This is a genomic window from Microcoleus sp. FACHB-672, from assembly GCF_014695725.1.
GTDB lineage: Bacteria > Cyanobacteriota > Cyanobacteriia > Cyanobacteriales > Oscillatoriaceae > FACHB-68.
The window spans coordinates 289,140-314,042 of sequence record NZ_JACJOU010000004.1 but is presented as its reverse complement, the minus strand read 5'-3'; the positions used below and the strand labels follow the sequence as shown (position 1 = coordinate 314,042).

The following is a 24,903-nucleotide window of genomic DNA, read 5'->3' as shown; positions in this document are numbered from 1 at the left end:
CCGGCATCTTTTCCTCTATTCAATTTCCAGTTTTAAAATTCCCCAGCCAATGCCGGCTCGCATCGTTCACAAATTAAAGGATGCTCGGTTGATTTACCCACGAGAGTTGAGTAATTCCAGCAACGATCACATTTCTCACCCTCTGCTTTAACAACGCCAATTCCCAGCGCTTCAGATTGGGATTTATATTGTACTCCTTCCAGAGATGCCGGTGAATCTAGCAATTCCACCTCAGAGGAAATAAACAGGTAGCGCAGTTCATCAACGCCGTTTCCGTCTAAGCTATCTGGGTTGATAATTTCCATCTGCCGGCGCAATTCTGCATCGGCAACATAGAGCAGCACTTTCGCTTCTAAAGATGAGCCAATCGTTTTATCTTTACGGGCTTCTTCTAGAACTTGGTTAACTTCCCCACGAATTTGCCGCAATTGTTGCCAAACTTGCGATAATTCCGGTTTTTTCCAGCTATCTTCTACTTTTACCCAGCCGGCTTCAAAAACCGATTTGTCAGCAGTTGAATAAGGAATATATTGCCAGATATCTTCTGCCATGTGACAGAGAATCGGTGCAATGGCTTTGGCTAAATTTTCCAGAGCAATGACTAGCACAGTTTGGCAACTGCGACGCCGGAAAGCATCGGGGGCGCTGATATAAAGCCGGTCTTTGGCAATATCTAAGTAGAAGTTAGACAAATCGACGACACAGAAATTCTGTACAGCTTGGAAAACTCGGTCAAATTCAAAATTTTCGTAGGCTGCTTTAACTTCTGCAAAAACTTCTGTCATCCGGTGCAACATATACCGATCAAGCTGCGGCAGTTGTTCGTAAGGCACAGCATTTTGAGTTGGGTCAAAATCATGCACATTCCCCAACAAAAATCGCGCGGTATTGCGAATTTTTCGGTAAACATCCGACATTTGTTTCAAGATGTTTTTGCCGAGAGGAACATCGGAAGAATAATCGACCGATGACACCCACAACCGCAGAATATCTGCCCCGTAAGGTGGTTCTGTTTGTTGATTTTTGCCGCCTTCAATGACAATCTTGGGATCAACAACATTGCCCATCGATTTGCTCATCTTACGGCCTTTTTCATCGAGAACAAAGCCGTGAGTTAAGACCGTTTTATAGGGCGCACAGCCGTTATTTGCCACGCTGGTGAGCAAACTGGACTGGAACCAACCGCGATGCTGATCGGAACCTTCCAGATACATATCAACTGGATAGTTCAATTCTTCGCGCTGTCTGGCGACTGCTGCCCAAGATGAGCCTGAGTCGAACCAAACATCCATTGTGTCGCTGCCTTTGCGGTAGCTTTTGCCATTGTTGCGATAGGATGCCGGCAGCAATTCCTCAACCGGCAGTTCCCACCAAGCATCTGAACCTTTTTCTGCCACAACTGCCTGAACGTGGGAGATGGTTTCTTCATTCAACAGAGGTTCGCCGGTTTCTTCGTCATAGAAAACGGGAATCGGAACACCCCAATTGCGCTGACGGGAGATACACCAGTCAGAACGTTCTGAAACCATTGATTTAATCCGGTTTTCCCCTTGGGTGGGAATCCATTTCACTTCCGCGATGGCTTTCATCGCTTCTTCCCGAAATCCTTCAACGGAAGCAAACCACTGTTCCGTTGCCCGAAAAATAGTCGGTTTTTTGGTACGCCAGTCGTAGGGATATTTGTGAACGTAGGGTTCTTCTTTCAGTAAGGAACCGGCTTCTGCAAGAGCTTCAACCACAGCGCCGTTGCCTTCTCCCAGCACATTCATACCGGCAAACTGACCGGCTTCTGCGGTAAAGTTGCCATCTTCATCCACCGGCGCAAGCACCTGCAACCCGTAACGCTGCCCAACTTGATAGTCTTCTAAACCATGTCCCGGTGCGGTGTGTACCAAGCCGGTGCCGGATTCAGTAGTAACATAATCGCCACCGATGACAATTTCACTCTGCCGGTCAAATAATGGATGCCGGTAGCTGGAATGTTCTAGCGCCGCGCCTTTGACTGTGCCTTTGACGGTTAAATTTACGCCCAGTGTTGCTGAAAGACGTTCAACTAAATCAGCAGCCACAATTAGATATTTGTATTTAACCGAATCTTCAGCCGTTTCTACTACAGCGTAAGTAAGTTCAGGGTTGACGCTGACGGCGAGGTTAGCGGGGATTGTCCAAGGGGTTGTTGTCCAGATGGCGACGCCGAGAGCCGGTAAATAACTCTGCCATTCTGCCGGCACGCTTGACGCCAAACCTGTCATCTGGAAGGCAGCATAGAGGCTGCGCGAAGTGTGCCCTTCAGGATATTCCAGTTCGGCTTCAGCAAGGGCTGTTTTTGAACTCGGACTCCAGTGCACCGGCTTGCGTCCCCGGTAGATATAGCCCTTCAAGACCATTTTGCCAAAAACGCCGATTTGTGCAGCTTCGTATTCAGGTTTTAAAGTCAGGTAAGGGTGTGCCCAGTCGCCCCAAACGCCGTAGCGCTGGAAGTCCTGGCTTTGCTGTTCCACAGTTTTAACCGCAAAGTCACGGGCTTTGTGGCGCAATTGCAAGGGCGTGAGTTGTTTGCGCTCCTCTTGCTTCATTTCTTGCAAGACTTTCAGCTCAATCGGCAAGCCGTGACAGTCCCAGCCAGGGACATAGCGAACCTTGCGCCCTTGTAGTAGTTGGTAGCGGTTGATGATGTCTTTGAGAATTTTATTTAAGGCGTGCCCAATGTGGAGTGCGCCATTGGCGTAGGGTGGGCCATCGTGCAAAATAAACAACTCGCCGGGATTTTCCTGCGACAGCCGCTCATAAATCTGTTGCTCTGCCCAAAATTTTTGCAATTCCGGTTCCCGTTTGACAGCGCTAGCTCGCATATCAAACTTAGTCTGGGGCAAGTTGACGGTATCTTTGTAAGTTTTCGCTTCTGTCACAATCGAACCCCGAACGATAGTAGAAGGGTAATTAAACCCTCATTCTATCGCTTTGAGTTCAGTTAGGAGTATTGGCAATTGGGCATGGGGGATGGGGGATTGGGCATTGGAAGAGTAGAGTGCTCAGTTTTAAGTTTTGAGTTTAGAGCTTTGAGTTCTGAGTGAAACAGTATGGAGATTACGCTTCGCTCGCCTCCTTTCACCTCCGCCTACCGCAGCCGCTCAAGTTGAGTGCTGAGTGCTGAGTCCGATGCCCAATCCCCTATGCCCATGCCCAATCCCCTATGCCCCTTTTCCCTCGTCGGCATTAGGATTGCTCTTAGATTTGGCTTCGGCGGAGCGTTTAGCTGGTTCTACGAGGGCGGGATCTTGTCTACCGGCTCGCATTACTTTGGCTACGTTATCCTTTTGAGCAGCTTGGGGTGGGGTTCCCGGTGCCGACGGGGTGGGTGCTGATGCAGATGGGGTTGCCGATGCCGGCGGAGTGGGTTCTAATTCTACTGGGGTTGCTTCCAGGGGAGGAATATCAATCGCTTCTGCCGGCTCAGGTTCCGCCTCAACACTTACTTCCAAGTTTTCCTCGTCAAAACCTTCTGCCGGCGGTGCGAGTTCGACTTCAGGCGCAATTTCCTCAATCGGGATTTGAGATTGTGAGGAATCGGTGACTTCGTTGGCGGATTCTTGGGCTGCTTCTACGAGTTCGGGACTGGGAGGATTGGGGGGAATGGCTTCCAGCCGGCTTTCTGATTCAGAGGTTTCTGTCTTTGGCGCGGTGGGTTGAATTGGGATCTCAATACTTGGCGTCGGGAATTGTGCTTCTGATGCAGATGGGGTTGTTAGTGCCGATGAGGTGGGTTCTAATTCTAACGGGGTTGCTTCCAGGGGAGGAATATCAAGCGCTTCTGCCGGCTCAGGTTCTGCCTCAGCGCTCACTTCCAGGTTTTCCTCGTCAGAACCTTCTGCCGGCGGTGCGAGTTCGACTTCAGGCGCAATTTCCTCAATCGGGATTTGAGATTGTGAGGAATCGGTGACTTCGTTCGCAGATTCTTGGGCGGCTTCTACGAGTTCGGGACTTGGAGGGTTGGGGGGAATTGCTTCCAGCCGGCTTGTCGTCTCTGTGCTGCTATCAGTAGAGGTTGCCGGCTCGGTTAGAATCGTTAATTCTTCAACAACAACAGTAACGGGCGCATCGGGATTATTTGCGTCTGTGATAATTGTTGTTGATTCTGAGACGATTTCTGCGTCGGTAATTACTGTGTCAACCACAGATACCTCAAGCACTGCATCCACTTGCAGGGGTGACTGTTCTTCTACCCGCTTGGAAACGCTTGCCGATGAAGGTGTTTTCCTTTCCGGCTGAGTTTTCGGTTTTTTAACTTTATTCAGCAACCCTTGAATGCCGTTTTGCAGGGTGGAGATCAAACCTGCGACTGGCGCAAGCAGTTGATTTGCCCCACCATCGGCTGCTGCCGTCGGTTTAGTCGGGCGTGACTCTTGAGGGCGCTTAACTGCGGTTGGCTTCTGGGGCGGTTTTGCCGATGTTGGGGGTGCCGGCTCAAACACCTCATCGTCAAATTCGTCGTCCTCTAATGTGTCAGATTCGCCGGTTGCACCTTCTAGTGCGGCGGCGGCGGGCATATTTTCAATATTTGTTGTTACCGGCTGGGTATCTCCGCTTGCCGGTTCTACTTGTTCGAGTGCTTCCGCATTTGTTGTGATCGGCTGGGTATCTCCGCTTGCCGGCTCAATTTGTTCGGGCGCTGAAAGCACTTCCTCTCTTGCGGAGATAAACGCTTCTTTAACCGAAGGGATTTCCGGATTCAGCACTTCTTCTAGAGGCGCATCTAAAGCATCAGGCGCAGGCGTTGGGCGCAGGCTTTCCGGATTCAGCACTTCTTCTGGAGGTGCAGCTAAGGCTTCAGGCGCAGGCGTTGCGTTTGGGCGTGCCTCTGGGGGCAAGATTTCTTCAAAGGCGACTGACTTGGCTGCCTGCTCGATTTCCTCGTAAAGCGTTTCTGCCATTGTGACGGCAATGGCTTCTTCTGAGACAGGCGTTTCTTGCCTAATCGTTTCCTGAGAAGCCGGTGTTTGTAGCTCAGTTGCCGTTTCAACCAACTGATTAACAGAGGAACCATCAACTTCAGCGATAGGCTGGGGTATCTGAGCCGGCTGGGGAATATCTGCTGTCGGCACCACTGTATTTTCAACGGGGACAGGAGCCGATTTAGACTTGCGTTTGAAGAGGTTTGTCAGCCCTCCGCCTACCTGAGATACACCCGCTGTTAACTTCTCTGGTTCAGCGATTTGAGTGCGCTCTTGGGAGGGAGTGACTTCCCTTCTTAATTTCAGAGTTTGCCAACCCAACCAACCGAGTAAGCTAATGCTGGCGGTTTCTCCCAACAGCACAGCGCCGGTAATTCGTCCGGCACAAAACCATAACACCAAGGCATAAAACAGTCCTACGCCACTCCAGATAAAGTCCCCTTTACGATGGACTTCAGGAAAAAAGAAAGCAGCCATGTAAAGGGCGAAGCTACCAAGAGCGACTGTCAACGCCAGAATGTATGAAAGCATCTTGCCGGTATCTCCCGCTGTGAACTATTTAGACAAACCGCCGATTCGTCTTATCAGGCTCATTCTATCGTTCCTATAGCCTCTTGATCTCTATCTTTTGGGACAATGCTGTGATCTCGGCTTGCCGACGGTGGTTGCGGGCAAAGGATTTTATCTAGCTTGCCGGTGACGGAACCGGGCGTAACTGTTAACATCGTCTTGCTGTACAAAGTCTGACAATTTTTGCAATTTGGGCGCTACCACGGGAAAGCTACGATCAACGGGAGAGTTGTGATGAGAGTCAATGGTTCGCTTTCTGCTGTAATGCTTGTTTGTGCCGGCCTGTTTATAGAGCCGGTTTTCGCTCAAACGCCTCTGCAAGTCCTAGCACGCGCTGCTATCTCTGAAAGTTCTTCTGAATCTGCCAAGGCGATTACAGCGCTACGCGCCCAAGGAGCAAAGGGAATTGAGGCGTTTTTAGAAGTTTATGGCAGTGAGTTGCAGCGCAGCCAACTTCAAGGCAACCGTCCCCAGATGCAACGACTCAGTAGCGCACTGGATGCGATTTGCCAGCAGCGAGACTGCTACGCCTCACGCTTGTACTGGCACACGGATTTAGAACAAGCCAAAGCTGTTGCAAAAGCCACCGGCAAACCGATTCTGTCGTTGCGTTTGTTAGGCCGGCTCGATGAAGAGTTGAGTTGTGCTAATAGCCGGTTTTTCCGCATCGCGCTGTATCCAAATGCTGAAGTTTCTAATATTCTGCGTGATCGCTTTGTTCTGCACTGGGAATCTGTACGACCGGCACCTAGAGTCACGATTGATTTTGGGGATGGACGCCGGTTAGAGCGCACCCTCACCGGCAATAGTATTCATTACATTCTTGATACTGATGGACGCCCCGTTGATGCTTTGCCCGGATTGTATGGCCCTCAAGCCTTTGTGAAACATCTATCAAAAATAGAAGAACTTGTCAAGCAATCATCTCAGCTTGCCGGCAGCCAGCGCCAAGCATTTCTAAGCCAGTATCACAGCGCCCGCCTTGCGGATATTGAAGTAGCTTGGACAGCAGATTTATCGAAGCTAGGGATCTCCTTACCCTTGCCGGGAAGCGTGAATAATCTTCAGCCGGGAAGCAATCCCCCCACCGCTTTAGAAGCCGGTGAATTGGCAATGACCAAATCGAGGGTCGAACTGCCCATTGTGCGAGCGATTTCGCCCACTCTCCAGACACTACCAACCGTCATGGATGACGCCAAATGGGCACAACTCGCCGAACTCCACGCCGCAGACGCCCGTCTCGATGCCAATAGCCAAGCGTTGATGCGAAGTAAGAATCCGCAAGCCTATGCCGGCAAAGGTGAAAATGCTTTAGTGCCGGTTTTGCCTAATTTTGAGCAAGCGATCGCTTTAGATACCGTTCGCAACGAATACTTGTTTCACACGCAGATTCACGAATGGTTTGTGCGCGGAGAAAGTACCGACGATGTAGCAACCTTAAACGAGCGCGTCTATGCCGAACTCTTTCTTACACCCAGTTCCGATCCTTGGTTAGGACTGTTCCCCGCCGGCACCTACACCGGCATTGAGAATGACGGAATCAAGTGAAAGAGTGCCCCCTGCCGTCTCCCCCTCTCACTACCTTTGACCTGTTTCCGATGCCGGCGCGTTCGCTTCCTCGGTTAAGTTGGCATATTTCCACCGTTGATTAAATGCCTTATTGTCAAACCAAAGTTCGTGAATTTTGCCATCTTCGCCCCGGTAGACGACGTGCTGGCTTCCCAGGACATATCCCGATGGATCTCCGGCTGCCGGTGGTGCTTTGGCTTCCTCGGTTAAATTTGTGTACTCCCAATCCTGATTAAATCCTTTGTTATCGAACCAAAGTTCGTGGATTTGGTTATCGTTTCCCCGATAAACGACGTGCAGGCTTCCCAGAGAATAGCCGGTGGGATCTCCTGCCGCTAGAGGTGCCTTCGCCGCTTCAGTTAAATTGCTGTGACGCCATTTTTTATTAAACGCTTTAGTGTCGAACCAAAGCTCATGGATCTGACCATCTGTCCCTCGATAGAGGACGTGCAGGCTTTTGAGGACGTAACCCACAGGTTCTCCGGCTGCTAAAGGGGCTTTTGTTGCCTCTGTTAAGTCTTCATGACGCCACTTGTTATTGAGGGCATCTGGGGCGAACCAAAGTTCGTGGATGTGGCCATCTGTGCCTCGATAGACGACGTGCAGGCTTCCCAGAGAGTAGCCAGATGGATCACCGGCAGCTAGCGGTGCTTGGGCTTCCTGAGTTAAATTGGTGTGCTTCCACTGATCCGCGTCAAACCAAAGTTCATGAATGTGGCCATCTGAACTCCGGTAGAGAACGTGCTGGCTTTCCAGAACATATCCCACAGGTTCTCCGGCTGCTAGAGGTGCTTGGGCTTCTTGGGTTAAGTCAGTATGCTTCCACTGATCGTCGTCAAACCAAAGTTCGTGGATGTGGCCATCTTCGCCCCGGTAGACAACGTGCAAGCTTCCCAACGAGTAGCCGCTGGGGTTTCCGGCTGCAAGAGGTGCGTTAGCTTCTTTCGTTAAGTTGACCTGTTTCCATTCGTTACGGTCAAACCAAAGTTCGTAGATATGGCCATCTTCGCCCCGGTAGACGACGTGCTGTCCATTGAGAGAATAGCCTACGGGATCGCCAAGTAATTGAGCTTGACTGCTTGCCCGTTGAGGGCCGGCGGAGTTTTCAGAACTCGACTGGACTGTGTGAGGTTTCGGTGGATGAGGTGCCGGTATTGCTTGAGCTACAGGGGTGAGGGTGTTTAGTACGATGGCAATTCCCAAGCCGGCACCAGCGCAAATTTTGCCAAACTTGATTCTGGGAATGAGATGCATAAGACGAGAACTGTTGTGGACTGAAATAATTTTGTCTGGCACGATGAGCTTGCCGCTACACCCAGTCAGGTTAACCAAGTGGGCGAGCGCACACATCTGTTTTACTGAATTGCCGAGCTAAAATTATTGCTGTGTCAGCCTTCTCCCCCACGCATAACTCAGTTTCATTGTGTAAAAAAGGGCTAGCCGGCACTCACACGTAGCAGGGAACAACTGCAATTATTTTTGAACGAACCAAGCCGACTGACAGATGCTTACATTGTCAGTGCTTAATGACAATGAACCGTGAATTATCCCGAACAGACACAAGATACTTGAGTCTTAAGGTCTTCTTTACGGGAAAACCCCAAATATCGGGCTACCCTGAGTAAAAGAACCGACGGTTCCTAAAGTGCAGAGTTAGCAAAGAGTCTTATGACACAGCAGAGCTTTGGTGTGATTGGTTTAGCCGTCATGGGGGAAAACTTGGCGCTGAACGTTGAGCGTAACGGTTTCCCTATTTCGGTTTATAACCGAACTGCCGAAAAAACTGATGCCTTTATGGCAACACGGGCGCAGGGAAAGAATGTTAAAGCCGCCTATACCATAGAGGAATTTGTCGAATCCCTAGAACGTCCCCGCAAAATCCTGATCATGGTGAAAGCCGGCGCGCCGGTGGATGCAGTCATTGACCAGCTTCAACCGCTGCTGGATCAAGGTGACATCATCATCGACGGGGGCAACTCCCTCTATGACGATACCGCTCGCCGTACCCGTGAGCTAGAGCCACAGGGATTTAGATTTATCGGCATGGGCGTTAGCGGCGGTGAAGAAGGAGCGCTAAATGGCCCTAGCTTGATGCCCGGAGGCACAAAAAGCTCCTACGAATATCTAGAGCCAATTTTGACGAAGATTGCGGCTCAGGTGGATGATGGGCCTTGTGTGACCTACATTGGCCCTGCGGGTGCCGGCCACTATGTCAAAATGGTGCACAACGGCATTGAGTATGGCGATATGCAGCTCATTGCAGAAGCCTATGACTTGCTCAAAAATGCTTTGGGCCTTGATCATAAGCAGTTGCACGAAATTTTTGCCGAGTGGAATACCACCGACGAACTCAATTCCTATTTAATTGAGATTACGGCAGATATCTTCAAGTGCATTGATCCAGATACCCAATTGCCTTTGGTTGATGTGATTCTGGATGCTGCCGGCCAAAAAGGTACAGGGCGCTGGACAGTACAGAGTGCTCTAGAAATGGGGATATCTATTCCTACCATGACGGCGGCTGTTAATGCTCGAATCATGTCGTCCTTTAAGAAAGAGCGAGTCGCTGCTTCAGAGCTTTTAACCGGCCCGACTGGCAAGTATGAGGGAGATCCGAAAACCTTCATTAACCAGATCCGCGATGCCCTTTATTGCTCGAAGATTTGCTCCTACGCACAAGGGATGGCTTTACTCAGTGCCGCGTCGCAAGCTTATTCCTACGATCTCAACTTGAGTGAAACGGCTCGTATTTGGAAGGGTGGCTGTATTATTCGGGCTGGGTTCTTGAATAAGATTAAATCAGCTTTCAAGGAAAACCCAACGCTGCCTAACTTGCTGCTTGCACCTGAGTTTAAGCAAACAATTCTCGACCGGCAAGACGCTTGGCGGGAAGTCCTATCACAATCAGCCAAGCTGGGCATTCCCGTGCCGGCGTTTAGCGCCTCACTGGATTATTTTGACAGCTACCGGCGCAACCGTTTGCCGCAAAACCTCACTCAAGCTCAGCGCGACTACTTCGGTGCTCATACTTATGAGCGCACGGATAAGGCTGGATTCTTCCATACCGAATGGACGAAAATTGATGAAGAGACTCTGCAAACCTCTACGCCTGAGCCGCTTCAAGCCCAAGAGCCTGCGGAAGTTTTACACCAGTACGGCAGTACAGATTAGCAAAGTCGGGTGGGCATCACCCACCTTACTTTGGCTTTCCCAAGTTGATTTTAAGCGCTAGGGTTGGGAGGCTCCTGCCTCCCCAAACCTCAGAGCTTTATGAGAGCCGGTTTTCCTTCTGAAAAAGTTATTACAAAATACATATAAAAAATAAAACCTTGTCAGGCATCTATTAAAATCTAGCAACCTGCCATAAGTTCTCGTTTAAAAAGAATTGGCAACGTTAAGTAAAAAAGCTTATAAATTTCTGGTTATCCGCCCTGCTCCCTGAAAATTTACCCACTTCTTTAACAAAATATCAAATAGGCTTCAGTAAATTTTTGATAGCTCAGCTTAGGGAGTTTTTGCTATTCAGGCCGCTTGATAGAGCAAAATAATTGGAGGAATTGGCGGACTTGGCAAGTTTCGATTGAGCAAACAGAAACTTGTTTTGGATTGGGTTAAATCCCTCCAAAATCTCAAATCCGCACATCTACAATTAAATTCTCAATCCTGTTGATTTTGATAACTGACTGTAGCTGTTCTGAGATTACCTTGGTGCTTAGCGAGCAACTCATTGCCGGCTTCACGTTCCAAACCTGTCCAGTGCATCAGCAGCGCTAACTTCACAGAACGACCACTGCGCTCTAATAAATAACCGGCATCGTCGCGGTTAAGATCTGTCAAGTCTTGCAGCATTCGCAAAGCGCGATCATGGAGCTTTTTATTCGTAACCGCAACATCCACCATGCGATTGCCGTAGACTTTGCCCAACTTCACCATAATGCCGGTGGAGAGGATATTTAACGCCATCTTCGTAACTGTACCGGCTTTCAGTCGGGTTGAACCGGCCAGTATTTCTGGGCCAACAATCAGCCGAATATCCAAGTCAGCCTCTGCACTCACTTGTTCAGCCGGCACACACGCGATCAAAATCGCCGTTGCACCCCGTGCTTTCGCCGCTTGCAAGGCACCATGAACAAATGGAGTCGTCCCGCCGGCAGTAATTCCCACCACCACATCTAGTTTCGTTACGTGCCGGTGAGAGATCGCTTCCGATCCATCCTCAGCCTTGTCTTCCAAATCTTCAGAACTGCGGATTAAAGCGCCTGCACCCCCAGCAATAATTCCCTGCACCAGTTCCGGCGCCGTGCAGAAAGTAGGCGGACACTCTGCCGCATCCAGCACTCCCAAACGACCACTCGTGCCGGCACCCACATAAAACAGACGTCCGCCGCTACGCAGTTTCTCTGCCGTCAGGTCAATTGCCTTTGCCAGTTCTTCCCGCGCCGCTGCAATTGCCGCAAGCGTCTGAGCATCTTCCCGATTGAACAAATCTACAAATTCCAGCGAACTCAACTGGTCTAAATTTCGACTGTTGGGATTGATTTGCTCAGTCAGCAGATGACCGCGTTCCTCCAAAGTCTTCACCTTTTATCCTTTATAAAAGACCTTCAAATTGCCGGCGAATGCGATCAAGTTCAGATTGAGTCATCTCTTCTTCTTCAACACTGTCGGCTTGCCATTCTGTTTCTTCCACATTGCTTTCTGGGGGAAGTGCCAGCTCACCTGCCGGCACCAATTCCCAGTCATAGTCTGCACTGCGGCAAAATTCCATAACTTCGTCGTCGTCTACCGTTTCCACCGAGGGAGCTGGAAAATCTTGAGCTTCTAAACGCAATGCATAGCGCGTGGCGTCGTCTTCGGACTCGAACATAAGAACTTTATTGCGTTGCGATCGCAGATCCTTAAGCGTATGAATTCCCTCATTCTCGGTTCGGGCGTTAAAGATTAAGACGAACACTCGCATGGCCTCAAACGACTTGCTAAACTCTTTGCCTCATATTTTCACATCCTACCATCCGCTCAACACTGCCGTATTGCCAGAAACAATCTTTCTAAAATTGCCGGCAATCTTGCATTCCCTAATCTATTTAAATAACTAGCGGAGTGAAAGCAGCCGTATTTATGGTGCCGGTGTTCGCACCCTGGATGATTGCCAAGACGAGATTCGTGCCTTGGGCTTGATCGGGGTCTTGAATTTGAATAATCACGTTGCCATTCTGAGCCTCTGTGCCGGCAGAAATTCGTAAATCTGCAAACGTCAGATCGTCTGCTAACACAATTACATCTTGACCATTGACAAAATCAACAATGAGGTCTGCACCAGTAAGGGATGAACCGCCGGTTCCTTTACCGATCACAAACCTGTCTAGCCCATCCCCACCAGTTAACGTATCAGGACCCAGATCGCCAAACAGCGAATCATTGCCGGCCTCTCCTAGAAGGCTATCAGCCTCTTGCCCGCCGCGCACCGTATCATCCCCGATGCCACCATAAACCGTATCACTATCTCGGTTGCCATTAACATAGTCATTGCCGGCTTCACCAAAGAGTTGATCACCACTTTGTCCGCCCAGAATCGTGTCGGCACCCTCGCCGCCTAAAAGTGAGTCTAAATCTCGGTTTCCGAAAATTTGGTCATTGCCGGCATTTCCCAGGATTGTGTCATCGCCATCACTGCCCAAAAGTGTATCGTTCCCGCCATTGCCAAGAAGACTGTCATCCCCCAAATCGCCTTGAAGCGTATCGGCACCAGCGCTGCCGGTGAGGGTATCATCGCCGGTTGTACCCTGTCCTGCTGTATTCCCGCTAGTTGTGCCAAGGGTTACAGCACCATCAGGAATCTCGATAATTCCCTTATAAAAACCTTCCAGCAACTCTTTATCTTGCACGAACTCTGGGAGAACAGCAGTTGGCATGGCTTTACCTCACTGGAAACTTAATCAATGCCTTAGATTCTTTTTACTACATTATCTCAAACTCTGGGATTAAAGCACTTTCACCTTATGTCGCCCGATTTGCCGGCTGTTACTTTTTTCTTCGGGTGAACAGTGAAACAAATTGATCGGTTTTCAGTTCTGTGTTTACCGGCAGCCTCAGAAAAACGGATCAATTCGGTTGAAACGATCTTCCTGAGGCAGAGTCTTCGTTAACATAGCTTTGGCACGTTTTCCAGACTCTGCAATAGCTTTCCGTTCCGATTGCCTGAATAGGTGACAAAAATTACGGGACAGATTCGGAAAGCCTCCTTATGAGGTAACGATGAGATGACCAACTCTCCAAATTCAGGCAACCAACCAGAACCCACTTCTAATCGGCGTCGCTGGCCGATCGTATTGAAGCGAGCCGGCATCACCTTGGGTCTTACCTTGGGCGTTGGAGCGGTGGCTGGGGGCGGCTATGTGTGGTATTTTGTCAACAATAAATTGGCTCCACTCGTCGAAAAAGAACTCACTGAAACCCTACAGCGACCCGTCCAGCTAGGGCAGGTAAACCGCTTTACCCCCGCCGGCTTGCGGTTTGGCCCCTCACGGCTTCCCCCGACTGGCACCGATCCTGATCGTGCTTCCGTGGAAGCAGTGGAAATCGGGTTTAACATCCTGCAACTGTTGGCCACTAGAAACTTAATTTTAGATATCACCCTGGTTAAGCCGGATATATATATCGAGCAAGATCCGGATGGGGAGTGGATTACAGTTCCCAAACTTGTTGAAAGACAGGCTTCCGGGCCTATCAGAACCGAAATTGACACGATTCGGGTGCGAAATGCTAACGTCGTGCTGCTGCCGAGTGGGGGCAGAGAAGTTAAAGGTCAGGCAATTCCAGGCGGTGTTCCTGTGCAGCCTCCAGCACCAGGGCAACCGAACCCAGCACAAGGTCAGCCGACGAATAATTTACCCCCCACTCCCAATACTCCGATTACATTGACGCCGGTTAATGGCTCATTGCAACTGCGGGATCGAAATCAACGATTTATCTATGACGTAACCGGCCAGCCTACTACCGGCGGCAGTTTCAACGTGGCCGGCAATACGGTGCTGCCGAGTCTAGCAACGAATTTAAACATCCAAGCACGGGATTTTTTGGCAGTTGACTTGGATCGGTTACTAAAACGGACGGTCACACTTCCCATTGCCTTATATGCCGGCAGATTAGACGGAAGCTTAGAAGTTCAAGTGCGACGGGATGAACAGGCCGATTTAAGGGGAACCGCACAAGTTAAAGGCGTAACGGCTAAGATCGATCCCCTGCCACAACCGCTGTTTGAAACAAATGGCCAGCTGCAATTTGCCGGCCAAAATGTGGGCGTGCAGAATGTCACCACAATTTACGGAAAAGTGCCGGCGCAAGCTCAAGGCTTCATTTCACTCAAGGAAGATTCTAATCTAGCGATCCAAGTTCCACCCGTCAACGTGAAAGACGCCTTAGAAGCACTGACGGTGGAAACTCCATTTACAACAGAGGGAATTGTCAAAGCCAGCATCCTGGTGAGAGGCAAAATTAGTGAGCCAGTCGTGACTGGAACCGTGACAACCCCTGAAGGCGCGCAGTCGGACAAGCCACCGTTACTAATTGACAAAGTGAATTTAGACCGGCTGAGTGCCGGCTTTAAGTTCACGCCGGGACTGCTTGCTTTAGATAATATTCGCGCGACTCCAACCGTTGGCGGCCAAGTCACCGGCGAGGGCACCATTCGCTTGGGTTTAGACCAAGCGCCCCCTGTTTTAAATATCGTATTTCAAGGTGAAAAGCTGCCGGGGGATGCTCTCGCGCAGCTTTATAACATCCCTGCACCGATTAATATTGGGCAGGTTGCGGCTGCCGGCGAAATTGTTGGCCCTAATAGCAAACTCCAAACAACGGTGCGATGGCAAGCTCCACAAGCGGCTTACCCGGCGAAGGGGACAGCGATTGTAGTGGGGGAAAGTGTTTTGTTTCGGGATACTATTGCTACGGTTGCCGGTGGCACTGTTGCAGCCCAAGGACAGTTGGTGATTGGCAAGGGGTGGGAAGCAACGGTTGAGCCTTTGGGGCTAGCTTTGAGCGAACTGCCAGAGGTGGTAGCAAGCGTCTCACCCGATATTGAGGTGTCAGACCTCCAGAGGTTCAAAAACTTGCCTGGACGCGTCCTCAGGGGTCGAATTCGTTTGTCTGGCCCTGCAGAGAATGCCTCAGCAGAAACCGTGGAAGCCAGTGGTTCGGCAATTGTGAGTATTGCCGGCGGTTCGGCAGAGGTGAGTGGGGAGTTAAATCAGGGGCAATGGCAGGCGTCGGTTGCGCCTTCAGGGCTGGAAGTAGACCAACTATCACAAATTGCTGCCTCTGTCTCAGGGGAGGGCAAATCTCCCTTATCCCAGGAAAATCTCGCATCGTTGCAGGGTCAGGTGACGGGCGGAGAAATCACTTTTTCCGGGCCGGTTGCTGAATTGACACCGGCAACCATTGATGCTGAGGGAAATCTGAGCTTGAGGGTTGCCGGCGGTACGGCTAACGTCGCCGGCCAACTCGACGGCGGTCAGTGGCAAGCGTCGGTTGAAGGTTCGGAAGTTCAAATTAGCCGATTCTTGCCTAATAATTTGTCGCGCGTTGGCCCAGTGAGCGGACAGGTGAATTTGTCAGGGACAACGGATAGCTTGACAGTTGAATCCATTAATGCAACTGGAGGGGGCAATCTGACGGTAGCCGGCGGCACCCTCAGCATCGAGAATGTGCGGGTGGCTGAGGGTCGCTGGCAGGCGTCGGTGGACGCAAATCAGCTCGCACTCAATCCCTTCTTGCCAGAGTCTGTAGGGACTTATGGCCGAAACTTGGGCCGGTTCACCGGCTCGTTTGATTTAGCCGGCAGCACCAGTTCTTTTGCCGCCAATACCGTGAGTGTAAATGGTTCCGGCAGTCTGGCCGTTGCTGATGGGTCTGCCAATGTGACAGTCGCAACCAATGCTGGACAGTGGCGGGCAACAGTTGCCGCTGACCAAGTGCCGCTGACGCCTTTTTTACCCAATCAAGCGGCAGCAGTGGCCGGTCAGTTGGGCCGGTTTAATGGCACCTTCAATTTATCTGGAAATACAGAATCTTTTGCTGCTGAAAAGATTCGCGTCAATGGGTCTGGAAGCCTTGATGTAGCAGGAGGTTCGGCTGATCTGAGCGTGGCAACCACGAATGGCCGATGGCAGGCAACCGTTGCAGCCGCAGCTGTGCCGGTGGCTCCCTTTTTGCCAGCACAAGCAGCAGGAATTGCGGATGAGCTAGGACAACTAACCGGCACGTTTAATTTATCAGGGCGTACCGATTCCTTGACTGTAGCTGCCATCAATGCAACCGGCTCCGGGCGTCTGGGGGTTGCCGGTGGTACGGTTGAAGCTAAAAATGTACGCGTCGCCAATGGTCAATGGCAGGCAAATGTAGAACCAACCGGCGTTCAACTGAGCCGGTTTAATCCAGATTTACGGGGGTTATTTAGTGGTGACTTAAATGTATCGGGTAGTTTAACGCAGTTGACACCGGCAGCGATTCGCGCTCAAGGCGATGTGCGTTTTTCTGAGGGCGTGGCGATCGTCACCGATCCGCTGACGGCTGCGATTGTCTGGGATGGTGAAAAGGTGCAAATTAACCAGGCAACGGCTACCGGCTTAAACGCCAGAGGCTTTCTCTATGCCCAGTTAGAAGGTGCCGGTGCGCCTCAACTGACTGGTCTCGATTTAAATGTACAAGCGAGTAAGTTCAATCTTAAAAACCTGCCTTTGGAACAACTTCCCGATGCGGTGGCGTTTACCGGCCTGAGTGATTTTACCGGACGCATCACCGGCACGCCCAGTGCGCCCCAAGTGGTTGGAGATGTGCGGGTATATGACTTGGTGTTGAATCAAGTTGCATTCGAGCCGGTTCTTACTGGCAGTGTAAATTATGCTGCCGGCAAACAAGTTAACTTGCAACTCACTGGCACACAAGATCAAATTGCGTTCAATTTAGATGAAAATAACCTGCCCACGAATTTTCTGGTTCGTCGCGCGGAAGCCTTTGCCAGAGGGACTCGCACCGGCAATCAGTTGCAACTCAGTGTCGAACAGTTTCCTTTAACCGCATTAAAGCTACCTGCGCCGGCAGTTGCAGGGCCGGGATTTGTCACTGGCAACGTTTCTGGCAACTTTGATGTGAATTTGGGCAATTTCATTGCAACACGAGATGTCACGTCTCTACAGTTGGCTGGAGCCGTTAAGATTGACGATCCTCGTGTGGGCTATATCAAAGCGGATAGTTTCGAGGGTCAACTCAGCTTCGTCAATGGCGCGGCAAGCCTAACCGGCGGCGAGTTACAGATTGGAGAAAGTCAGTATTTGCTAGCCGGCAGCGTCACAGCCGGCCCGAACCCGCAATACCAAGCTCAGGTGAGCGTGGTGCAAGGCAAATTGCAGCAAATTCTGACATCGCTGCAAGTGTTTAGGCTACAGGATCTCACACGAGGTCTAGAGCCACCGGACTACGCTAGTGGCGCTGAAGTAGCCCCTGTGGGAGTGGGTTTGCCGAATGCGGATCTGCTGACTCAATTGCGCCGGTTTTCGGAAATTCAGGCGTTGTTAGACCAGCAAAGGACGGCGCGAGAAGAGTCTTCGCCGTTGCCAGATTTAGCTGAGCTGGATGGCACATTTGGGGCGGAAATTAACGTGGCCGGTTCCTTGCAGACTGGGGTGGAGGAAGCAAGATTTCAGGTCTTAGGCCAAGATTGGAATTGGGGGCGCTACACCGTAGATCGCGTCGTTGTGGATGGCAGTTTTGATGGCGGGGTGCTGACACTGCTACCCCTGCGCTTTGAACGGGGAGAGACGCTGGTGGCTTTCTCTGGAAAAATTGGTGGTGAAAATCAATCGGGACAGTTGCAGGTACAAAATTTCCCTGTAGAACCGTTGCAGGAGTTTGCAGCGCAGTTTGGGCAGGTGCCGGTGGATGTCACCGGCAAGCTAAATGCGAAGGCGACTTTGGGCGGCAGTTTATTGAATCCGCAAGCAATCGGGGAAATCCGGCTAGAAGAGGGAACCCTGAACCGGACGCCCATTGAAACGGCACAGGCAAGTTTCTCTTATTCACAGGCTCGTTTGGAGTTTGGGGCGACGGCGGTGGTTTCCGGTCCCGATCCGATTCAAGTGGTTGGCAGTGTGCCTTTTCCGGCGTTGCCTGGGAACGACCAGATCAATGTGGCTGTGAATGTGCAAAATGACGGTCTAGCGCTGTTAAATGTGCTAAGCGGCCAAGAGATCAGATGGGTTGATGGTCAGGGACAGGTGCAGGTGCGTGTGGAGGGGACTTTAACTGCGCCGACTATCACGGGGGTCGCTCAGGTTCAGAATGCAACGCTGGAGGCGAGGCTGCTGCCGGAACCTTTAACTGCTGTGACAGGAAGAGTTTTGTTTAACCGTGACCGCATTGTGGTAGAAGGCATTCAAGGTCAGTTTAGTGATGGCCAAGTTATGGCTCAGGGTGTGTTGCCGATTGCGGCTGAACTTGCACCCGATGATCCAGGCCGGCAGAATCCTTTGCGAATCAGTTTAGATCGGCTGGCGGTGAATCTCAAAGGGTTATATCGCGGCGGTGTCACCGGCTTAGTTGGAATTGGTAACACTGCGCTACAACCTGTAGTGAGCGGGCGTATTCAGCTCAATGACGGTCAGGTTTTGCTGGCTGAAGCGGCGGCGAGGGGTGCAGGCGGCGGTGGCGGCGGGGGTGGCGGTGGTGGTGGGCCAGAGGTGAGCTTTAACCAACTGGTGTTGGTTCTGGGCGATAATCTCAGAATTACCCGCCAGCCGGTGTTGAATTTCCAAGCGACCGGCAATCTCACGATTAATGGCCCTCTCTATGACCTGCAACCGAGAGGAACGATTAGTCTAGAGCGCGGCGAAGTAAATTTGTTTACCACTCAGTTCAGGCTGGATGGTGGCTACCCACAGACGGCGACATTTAACCCTGGGGGTGGTTTAGACCCTTATCTGGATGTCCGGTTGGCGGCGTCTGTTGCTGAGGTGAGGGGAAGCCTGCAGCCTATCACGGCTGGGTCGTCTGAGATTAATGATGCTCTCACTGGTTTGGGAGAGGCGCAAACCGTTCGGATTATTGCCAAAGTAGAAGGGCCGGCAAGCCAACTGTTTGATAATCTGGAGCTGACGAGTTCTCCTGGGCGCAGCGAATCTGAGATTGTGGGTTTGCTGGGTGGCGGCTTTGTGAATACTTTGGGACGAGGAGACACGACGCTGGCAATTGCTAACTTGGCCGGTTCCGCTTTGCTGAGTCCGATTGAATCAGTGCTGGGTCGAGCTTTGGGACTTAGTGAGTTTCGTCTATTCCCGACGATCACGACGAAGGACGGAACGAGTTCTTCAAGTTTGGATTTGGCGGCTGAAGCCGGCTTTGATATCACTCGCAATATCTCAGCTTCGATTTTAAGGGTTCTCACTGACGATCAACCTACGGATTTCAGTCTCCGCTACCGGCTCAACGAGCAACTTCTATTGCGCGGCTCAACTGATTTCTCTGGGGAAAGTCGCGCAACCGTTGAGTATGATGTTCGTTTTTAAGGAAATCTAAATTGTTGTTAATAGAGGGTAATTTAAAATTAAACTTTCATAGTTAATTTTAAATTACCCTTTTTCTTGCAATCTCTAACTTTGGTGTATTAGATAAATTTCTAATACCTTCTAAATTTTTAGCAACTGATAGATTAGACTTCTCACAACGGCCAGTAAAAACGCACCTAGTAAAGCGCTCCAAAAACCATAGCGCAGTCTAAAGCCGGTGACTAAATAAGCGGCTAATCCAAAGATAATCGCGTTGAGAATAATCGAGAATAAGCCTAAAGTCAGCAAGGTAAAGGGGAAAGCAAAAAACGCCAGAATCGGACGCACAAAAGCATTCAAAAGTCCAAAAACGGCTGCGGAAAGTAATGCTTTATTAAATCCGTCAATTTCTACCCCGATAGGTAGGTATGAAATGGCGAACAAACTAACAGCAGTAATTAGCCAAGTAATTAGAAGTGAAACCAGATCCATAACTTGCTATCCTCACAAAAATCTTAGCCAACTGATGGGCACAGGCCATACTCCTAGAGGCTAGCAGACTCTTCACGGTTTCTTGATAATTTTTGTTTTTTTTAATAAATCCTTTAAGAAAAGGTAAAAGAAACAGCTTTTGCTTTATCCTTCTACCTTTTAGCTTCTAAAAGCCTAAATCTGCTCTAGCCGCTTCGGCAGCTTTTAAAACTGTAGCAGTAGGCATTTCTTCCCAGGCAACCTCCCCAATTTCCTTGTAAAAGGTTTCGTCATAGGGACGAGTCTGCACAACCACCGGCATCGGCACGGCATGACCTAAAATAAGTGCTTGTTGCTTGGAATCCAACTTAGACAAAACTGAGCGTAAACTTTGTCCGCCAGAGACGCCGGTGAAAATTGCATCAATATCTTTGTCATCATTTAGCAAAGCAGTGATGCGGGTGCCAACTTGAGACATTACCTCATTATCAATTCCCGAAGGACGCTGATCGACAATCAGTAGAGTGACAAAATATTTCCGCATTTCTCGTGCAATGGTGCCAAAAATCGTTGAACGCACAATCGCAGGATCAAGAAAACGGTGCGCTTCTTCAATGGTAATTACCAGTTGGCGGGGGCGATCAATGGGATTTTTCGACTGTAAAAACCGCTCAGATTTTTGAACATAACTGGCGTGGATGCGGCGAGAAATCATATTCGTCGCCAGCATATAAGACAGCATATCCGATTGAGATCCAAATTCAATGACGATGTGTTTACCGGCAGTGATCGATTCTAAAATCTGACCGATATAATCCTTCGGGCTGCTGTTCCGCATATACTTGAGTTCATCCAAACGCATGAGTTTGCGTTGCAGCGCCATAATCGAAGACTTATTACCCCGCTTCTCCTCACAAAACATCTGTATTTCTTCATTACTCATCGCCAACAACTGAGTAATCCAAGATTTGCCAAACTCGTTGCGGAGAATGATCGCATTTTCGATGCTGGCTTCTGAAAGATTTAACTCTCTCTGTACGAGGCTAATATCTTCAACTTCAATTTGATCGTAGCTGAGATAAAGTTCTTGAGCATCTCGCACCCCACGCCGTTTTGTTGAGGTGGGATCGAGGGTGTAAATTTCAACTTGGCTGGGGAATAACTGTCGCAAACCTTTAACCGTGCTAAATTGTTTGCCTTCAGTTGCAGCTTCCCAACCGTACTCGGAGTGCATATCAAAAATTAGATTCACCGCTGCTTGCTTGCGGATCACCCCAGATAACAACAAGCGAGTTAAAAAGGATTTGCCGGTGCCGGATTTGCCAAATACTCCGTTGCTGCGTTCGACAAACCGATCTAAGTCAATACAAACCGGCACGTCCATATCAAGCGGTTTACCAATCGCAAAATTGCGTCGGTGGGGGTCATCTTCCCAACCAAAAACGCTGCGGAAATCCCGTTCACTGGCGTCAAAAACTTGAGAGAAATGGCTGGGAATTGTCTTCACCGGCAGCAATTCGATCTGCCTGCCACTTTGCGCCTGAAAAGAAGCAAGTACCCCTTTACCATCATTTTCTTCTAAGCCGGCGCGCCGCTGCACTGCTGCCGTTCCGCCTCTCTCCCATTCCTCAAGTTCGTCTGGAGTCAGCATCAGCATTGGCGACAGACTAATCGTGCCATAAGTGCCACTGCCGGCTAAAACCGCTTGCAAGAAATCGTCCTCCGGGAGGGGAGGATTCGCCACAATGCGAGCACTCGACGTTCCCAGACAAACATCTGTGAGCATACAAAAAAAGTGCGATCTCGTGCCCCGAACAACCAAAAATTTACCCACCCGCATATCTTCTACAGATACATCCGGATGAAGTCGCACTTCGAGTCCCTGACTAAGGGAACCTTGAATAACCGAGCCTAAAGGCTTTTCTGGATTCATGCCACAAATCGCTTAACCCTGTGGCTGATCTTATGCTGAATTTTGATTTAAAACCACGTTACGGAGAATTGGGGATTGGGGATTGGGGATTGGGCATTGGGCATTTGGAATTGCAAACTCTCCTACTCTTCCCATGCCCTATGCCCCATGCCCCACTCCCTCTCATTCAATGCCCCATGCCCTATGCCCTATGCCCGAAAGATTAATCTATCTCGATTGAAGTTGGCCGGCTACCGCTGACGCTGGCGCTGACGGTACTTAACGGCTGGCGGTAGTCTGCATAGAGGCGATCACGCCAAGTGAAAAATGTGTCATACAAAGGGTTATCGGCAATGCCGGGGACACCTTTACCGCGCAACTCTGCCGGCAGATCCAAATAAGGGCCGGTTGGAAACTTGAGCAATATCGATAACCCAGCTACGGCCAAATCTGCCATTGTTGGATGATCTGTTACCAAATAAGCTTGCTCACGCAGCAGCAAGCATAAGGCTTCTAAGTCTTGCTTAATCGCTTCTGTGGCGGATTTCACTGCATCAGGACTGACTCCCAGCCCAAATCCTAAGGTCTTGAGCACCTCAGACGGCACGGATTCAACCAGATTTTTCAGAACATCAGGGGTATTCGCCGGCAACATAGCGCTGCGAAAGCGCTGATCTTGGCTGAGTCCGTTAAACAGCACTTTCCGGCTTTTCACACCAATCGACTCATCCGCCCATTCTTCCATGAGCAAACACAGCGCCCGTTCTTTGGGGGCTGTGGGGATCATCGGTCGATCTGGATACTGCTGGTCAAGATATTTGGCGATCTCCGTAGAATCCGCAATAACAATATTTCCATCTTTGAGTACCGGCAATTGCCGCTGGCCAGATAGCCGGTAGACTTCTAGCTGGCCCACCCCTGGGGTCACTTCTATTTTTCGGTACGCTAATCCTTTATAATCAAGCATTAGGCGCACTTTTTCACTGTACTGAGACAGTTCAAATTGGTACAGCTCTAGCATTGTAATCTCCTGTTAGTTTTTTCTAAACTCGCAACTGCTACAAAAAATGTCATAATCTTTAACAGGTTGTTACAAAATCTTTACACAAAAACGGAGGAATATCCATGAAAACACTGAATTTTCTGGTTTTAAGCAAAAAAGTAATCAGCATAGCCGGCACCGCCAGCGCTGCTCTCCTGCTCAGCCTCCCAGCGGCTGTTAAAGCAGAATCCGCCCCCAGTGCACAACAGCCAACAACTACTCCTACGCAGGAACGGCCAGAACTTACGCCTAGTTTAGAACGGCCTGATGACGCGCCTTCTAGTGAAGGAAGTGTTACCTCGCCGGTAGAAGAACAACTCAACACCATGCCTGCTGGGGATCGGCCCTCGACCACACCGACTGGGGCAGAGTCCGACACCATGCCTTCTGGAGATCGGCCTTCGGCAAGACCGAGTGGAGATCGCCCCATGACCACACCGACTGGAGATCGGCCTTCGGCAAGACCGACTGGAGATCGCCCCATGACCACACCGGCTGGAGATCGGCCCTCGGCAAGACCGACTGGAGATCGCCCCCTGACCACACCGACTGGAGATCGGCCCTCGGCAAGACCGACTGGAGATCGCCCCCTGACCACACCGACTGGAGATCGGCCTTCGGCAAGACCGGCTGGAGAACGGCCCATGACCACACCAACTGGGGAAGATTCCGAAGCCATGCCTTCTGTAGAACGGCCCGCAACCACACCTTCTGTTGACCAGCCAACTACCATGCCTTCTGGAGATCGGCCCGCAACTATGCCTTCTGGAATGGAATCGGATGACAAGCCTTCCAGTGAAGGGACTGTGACCTCACCAACTGAAGAAGAGGAAAACACCCAGCCTTCTAAGTAATCAGCCGGCTACCACGTTTTAAATAGCTGGTAACAGCGAGCGAAGCCAACATCGTTAACATCACTCAAAGCAGCCGGTTAAAACGCCATCAAAACGCACATTAAAGTAAGCAAAAGCATGATTTATGTGTTTGGCCCGGTCATAGTGCCTTCTGAGATGTAAAGCGACTAATGGGATTTTAAAGAAATCGGTGAAATTAAATATAAACCCCGTCCTAAAATTATTAGGACGGGGTTTTTTCAAATTTTCTACTTGATCCATTCTTGCCTGAGAATCGAGTACATTTTTACATCGTGATAGATGCCTTTGGCAAATAGATGCTGTCGCAGTACGCCTTCAAATTTCATGCCGGCTTTTTCCATAACCCTTGCGGAAGCCGTATTTTCAACCATACATCTCCCTTCAATGCGATTTAGCTGCATGGGGCAAAAACCAAACCCCATCATTGCCCGCACAGCTTCCCTCATGTAACCGTTTCCCCAATACTTTGGGGACAAAACGTAACCAATTTCTCCCCGCGCACAATCTGGCCTCCACTCTGCAAACCCACAAGCACCGATGAATTTATTGCCGGCTTTTTCTATTATTCCCCAACAAGCTATTTCGTGCTGATTATATCCCTCAATCGTAGCCTTAAGAAAACGCTGGCTATCTTCAAGAGATTGGTGAGGTTCCCAAGTTGTATATTGGGAAACCGCAGGAATAGAGGCATATTCAAAGATATCTTCCACATCCTGCCAACCCATTTTTCGCAGCAGTAGCCGCTCAGTTTCTAAATCTGGCAGTTCAGCCAAGACTTCCTTTATTTTCACAGCTATTATAAATAATGTGAGATTTTTTGAGGTTTATTGATGCCTATCTACTTATTGAAAAATTATATCGGAAGAAAACAATGTGATTTTAAAATAGACAAATATCCCGAATCATCTTACCCTCTCAAGTCGGCCAGTTTTCAATCCCTTAATGCTCTAATCCCGGCCAAAAGCCTGTTAGTTCT

At 50.0% G+C, this 24,903-nt stretch carries 15 protein-coding genes; 4 read left to right on the top strand and 11 right to left on the bottom strand.

Going from position 1 to position 24,903, the window contains the following annotated elements:
• Positions 1-32: 32 nt before the first annotated feature.
• The 3 genes from ileS to H6F56_RS26705 form a co-directional block, all read right to left on the bottom strand.
• On the bottom strand, positions 33-2,909 hold the full coding sequence (gene ileS, locus H6F56_RS02355; protein WP_190665240.1) for an isoleucine--tRNA ligase: 2,877 nt from the start codon (positions 2,907-2,909) through the stop codon (positions 33-35).
• Positions 2,910-3,191: 282 nt separating this feature from the next.
• Positions 3,192-5,483, bottom strand: a complete 2,292-nt coding sequence (locus H6F56_RS02350) for a Ycf66 family protein (protein WP_190665239.1) — start codon at positions 5,481-5,483, stop codon at positions 3,192-3,194.
• Between the two features lie 59 nt (positions 5,484-5,542).
• Positions 5,543-5,677: a hypothetical protein gene (locus H6F56_RS26705; protein WP_255513665.1), complete on the bottom strand. Its 135-nt coding sequence runs from the start codon at positions 5,675-5,677 to the stop codon at positions 5,543-5,545.
• A gap of 79 nt (positions 5,678-5,756) precedes the next feature.
• On the opposite strand from H6F56_RS26705, the gene H6F56_RS02345 reads away from it, so the two are divergent.
• On the top strand, positions 5,757-7,070 hold the full coding sequence (locus H6F56_RS02345) for a hypothetical protein (RefSeq protein WP_190665238.1): 1,314 nt from the start codon (positions 5,757-5,759) through the stop codon (positions 7,068-7,070).
• Positions 7,071-7,100: 30 nt separating this feature from the next.
• Here H6F56_RS02345 and H6F56_RS02340 read toward each other — a convergent pair whose 3' ends face one another.
• On the bottom strand, positions 7,101-8,441 hold the full coding sequence (locus tag H6F56_RS02340; protein WP_190665237.1) for a hypothetical protein: 1,341 nt from the start codon (positions 8,439-8,441) through the stop codon (positions 7,101-7,103).
• Positions 8,442-8,759: 318 nt separating this feature from the next.
• On the opposite strand from H6F56_RS02340, the gene gndA reads away from it, so the two are divergent.
• Positions 8,760-10,262 carry an NADP-dependent phosphogluconate dehydrogenase gene (gndA, locus tag H6F56_RS02335; protein WP_190665236.1) on the top strand — a complete coding sequence of 501 codons (1,503 nt, stop codon included), beginning with the start codon at positions 8,760-8,762 and terminating at the stop codon, positions 10,260-10,262.
• Positions 10,263-10,748: 486 nt separating this feature from the next.
• Here gndA and murQ read toward each other — a convergent pair whose 3' ends face one another.
• From murQ to H6F56_RS02320, 3 genes are all read right to left on the bottom strand, one after another.
• Positions 10,749-11,672 carry an N-acetylmuramic acid 6-phosphate etherase gene (murQ, locus tag H6F56_RS02330; protein ID WP_190665235.1) on the bottom strand — a complete coding sequence of 308 codons (924 nt, stop codon included), beginning with the start codon at positions 11,670-11,672 and terminating at the stop codon, positions 10,749-10,751.
• 10 nt (positions 11,673-11,682) lie between these two features.
• Entirely contained in the window at positions 11,683-12,051 is a 369-nt protein-coding gene (locus tag H6F56_RS02325) for a DUF3110 domain-containing protein (RefSeq protein ID WP_190665234.1), read from the bottom strand.
• Between the two features lie 124 nt (positions 12,052-12,175).
• Complete coding sequence (locus tag H6F56_RS02320; protein ID WP_190665233.1) at positions 12,176-13,003, bottom strand: calcium-binding protein; 828 nt, start codon at positions 13,001-13,003, stop codon at positions 12,176-12,178.
• A gap of 348 nt (positions 13,004-13,351) precedes the next feature.
• Between H6F56_RS02320 and H6F56_RS02315 the strand changes: the two genes are divergently transcribed.
• Positions 13,352-19,648 (top strand): translocation/assembly module TamB domain-containing protein, encoded by a 6,297-nt coding sequence (locus H6F56_RS02315; protein ID WP_190665232.1) that lies wholly within the window; start codon positions 13,352-13,354, stop codon positions 19,646-19,648.
• A gap of 120 nt (positions 19,649-19,768) precedes the next feature.
• On the opposite strand, the gene H6F56_RS02310 is transcribed toward H6F56_RS02315, so the two are convergent.
• The 3 genes from H6F56_RS02310 to H6F56_RS02300 form a co-directional block, all read right to left on the bottom strand.
• Positions 19,769-20,119: a phage holin family protein gene (locus tag H6F56_RS02310; RefSeq protein WP_190665231.1), complete on the bottom strand. Its 351-nt coding sequence runs from the start codon at positions 20,117-20,119 to the stop codon at positions 19,769-19,771.
• Between the two features lie 166 nt (positions 20,120-20,285).
• On the bottom strand, positions 20,286-22,031 hold the full coding sequence (locus H6F56_RS02305) for a helicase HerA domain-containing protein (RefSeq protein WP_190665230.1): 1,746 nt from the start codon (positions 22,029-22,031) through the stop codon (positions 20,286-20,288).
• Positions 22,032-22,233: 202 nt separating this feature from the next.
• On the bottom strand, positions 22,234-23,031 hold the full coding sequence (locus tag H6F56_RS02300) for a glutathione S-transferase family protein (RefSeq protein WP_190665229.1): 798 nt from the start codon (positions 23,029-23,031) through the stop codon (positions 22,234-22,236).
• Between the two features lie 104 nt (positions 23,032-23,135).
• On the opposite strand from H6F56_RS02300, the gene H6F56_RS02295 reads away from it, so the two are divergent.
• Positions 23,136-23,906 (top strand): hypothetical protein, encoded by a 771-nt coding sequence (locus tag H6F56_RS02295; RefSeq protein WP_190665228.1) that lies wholly within the window; start codon positions 23,136-23,138, stop codon positions 23,904-23,906.
• Positions 23,907-24,154: 248 nt separating this feature from the next.
• Here the strand turns inward: H6F56_RS02295 and H6F56_RS02290 are convergent, their stop codons facing one another.
• A complete protein-coding gene (locus tag H6F56_RS02290) occupies positions 24,155-24,718 on the bottom strand; it encodes a GNAT family N-acetyltransferase (protein ID WP_190665227.1) in 564 nt (187 codons plus the stop codon).
• Positions 24,719-24,903: the final 185 nt, after the last annotated feature.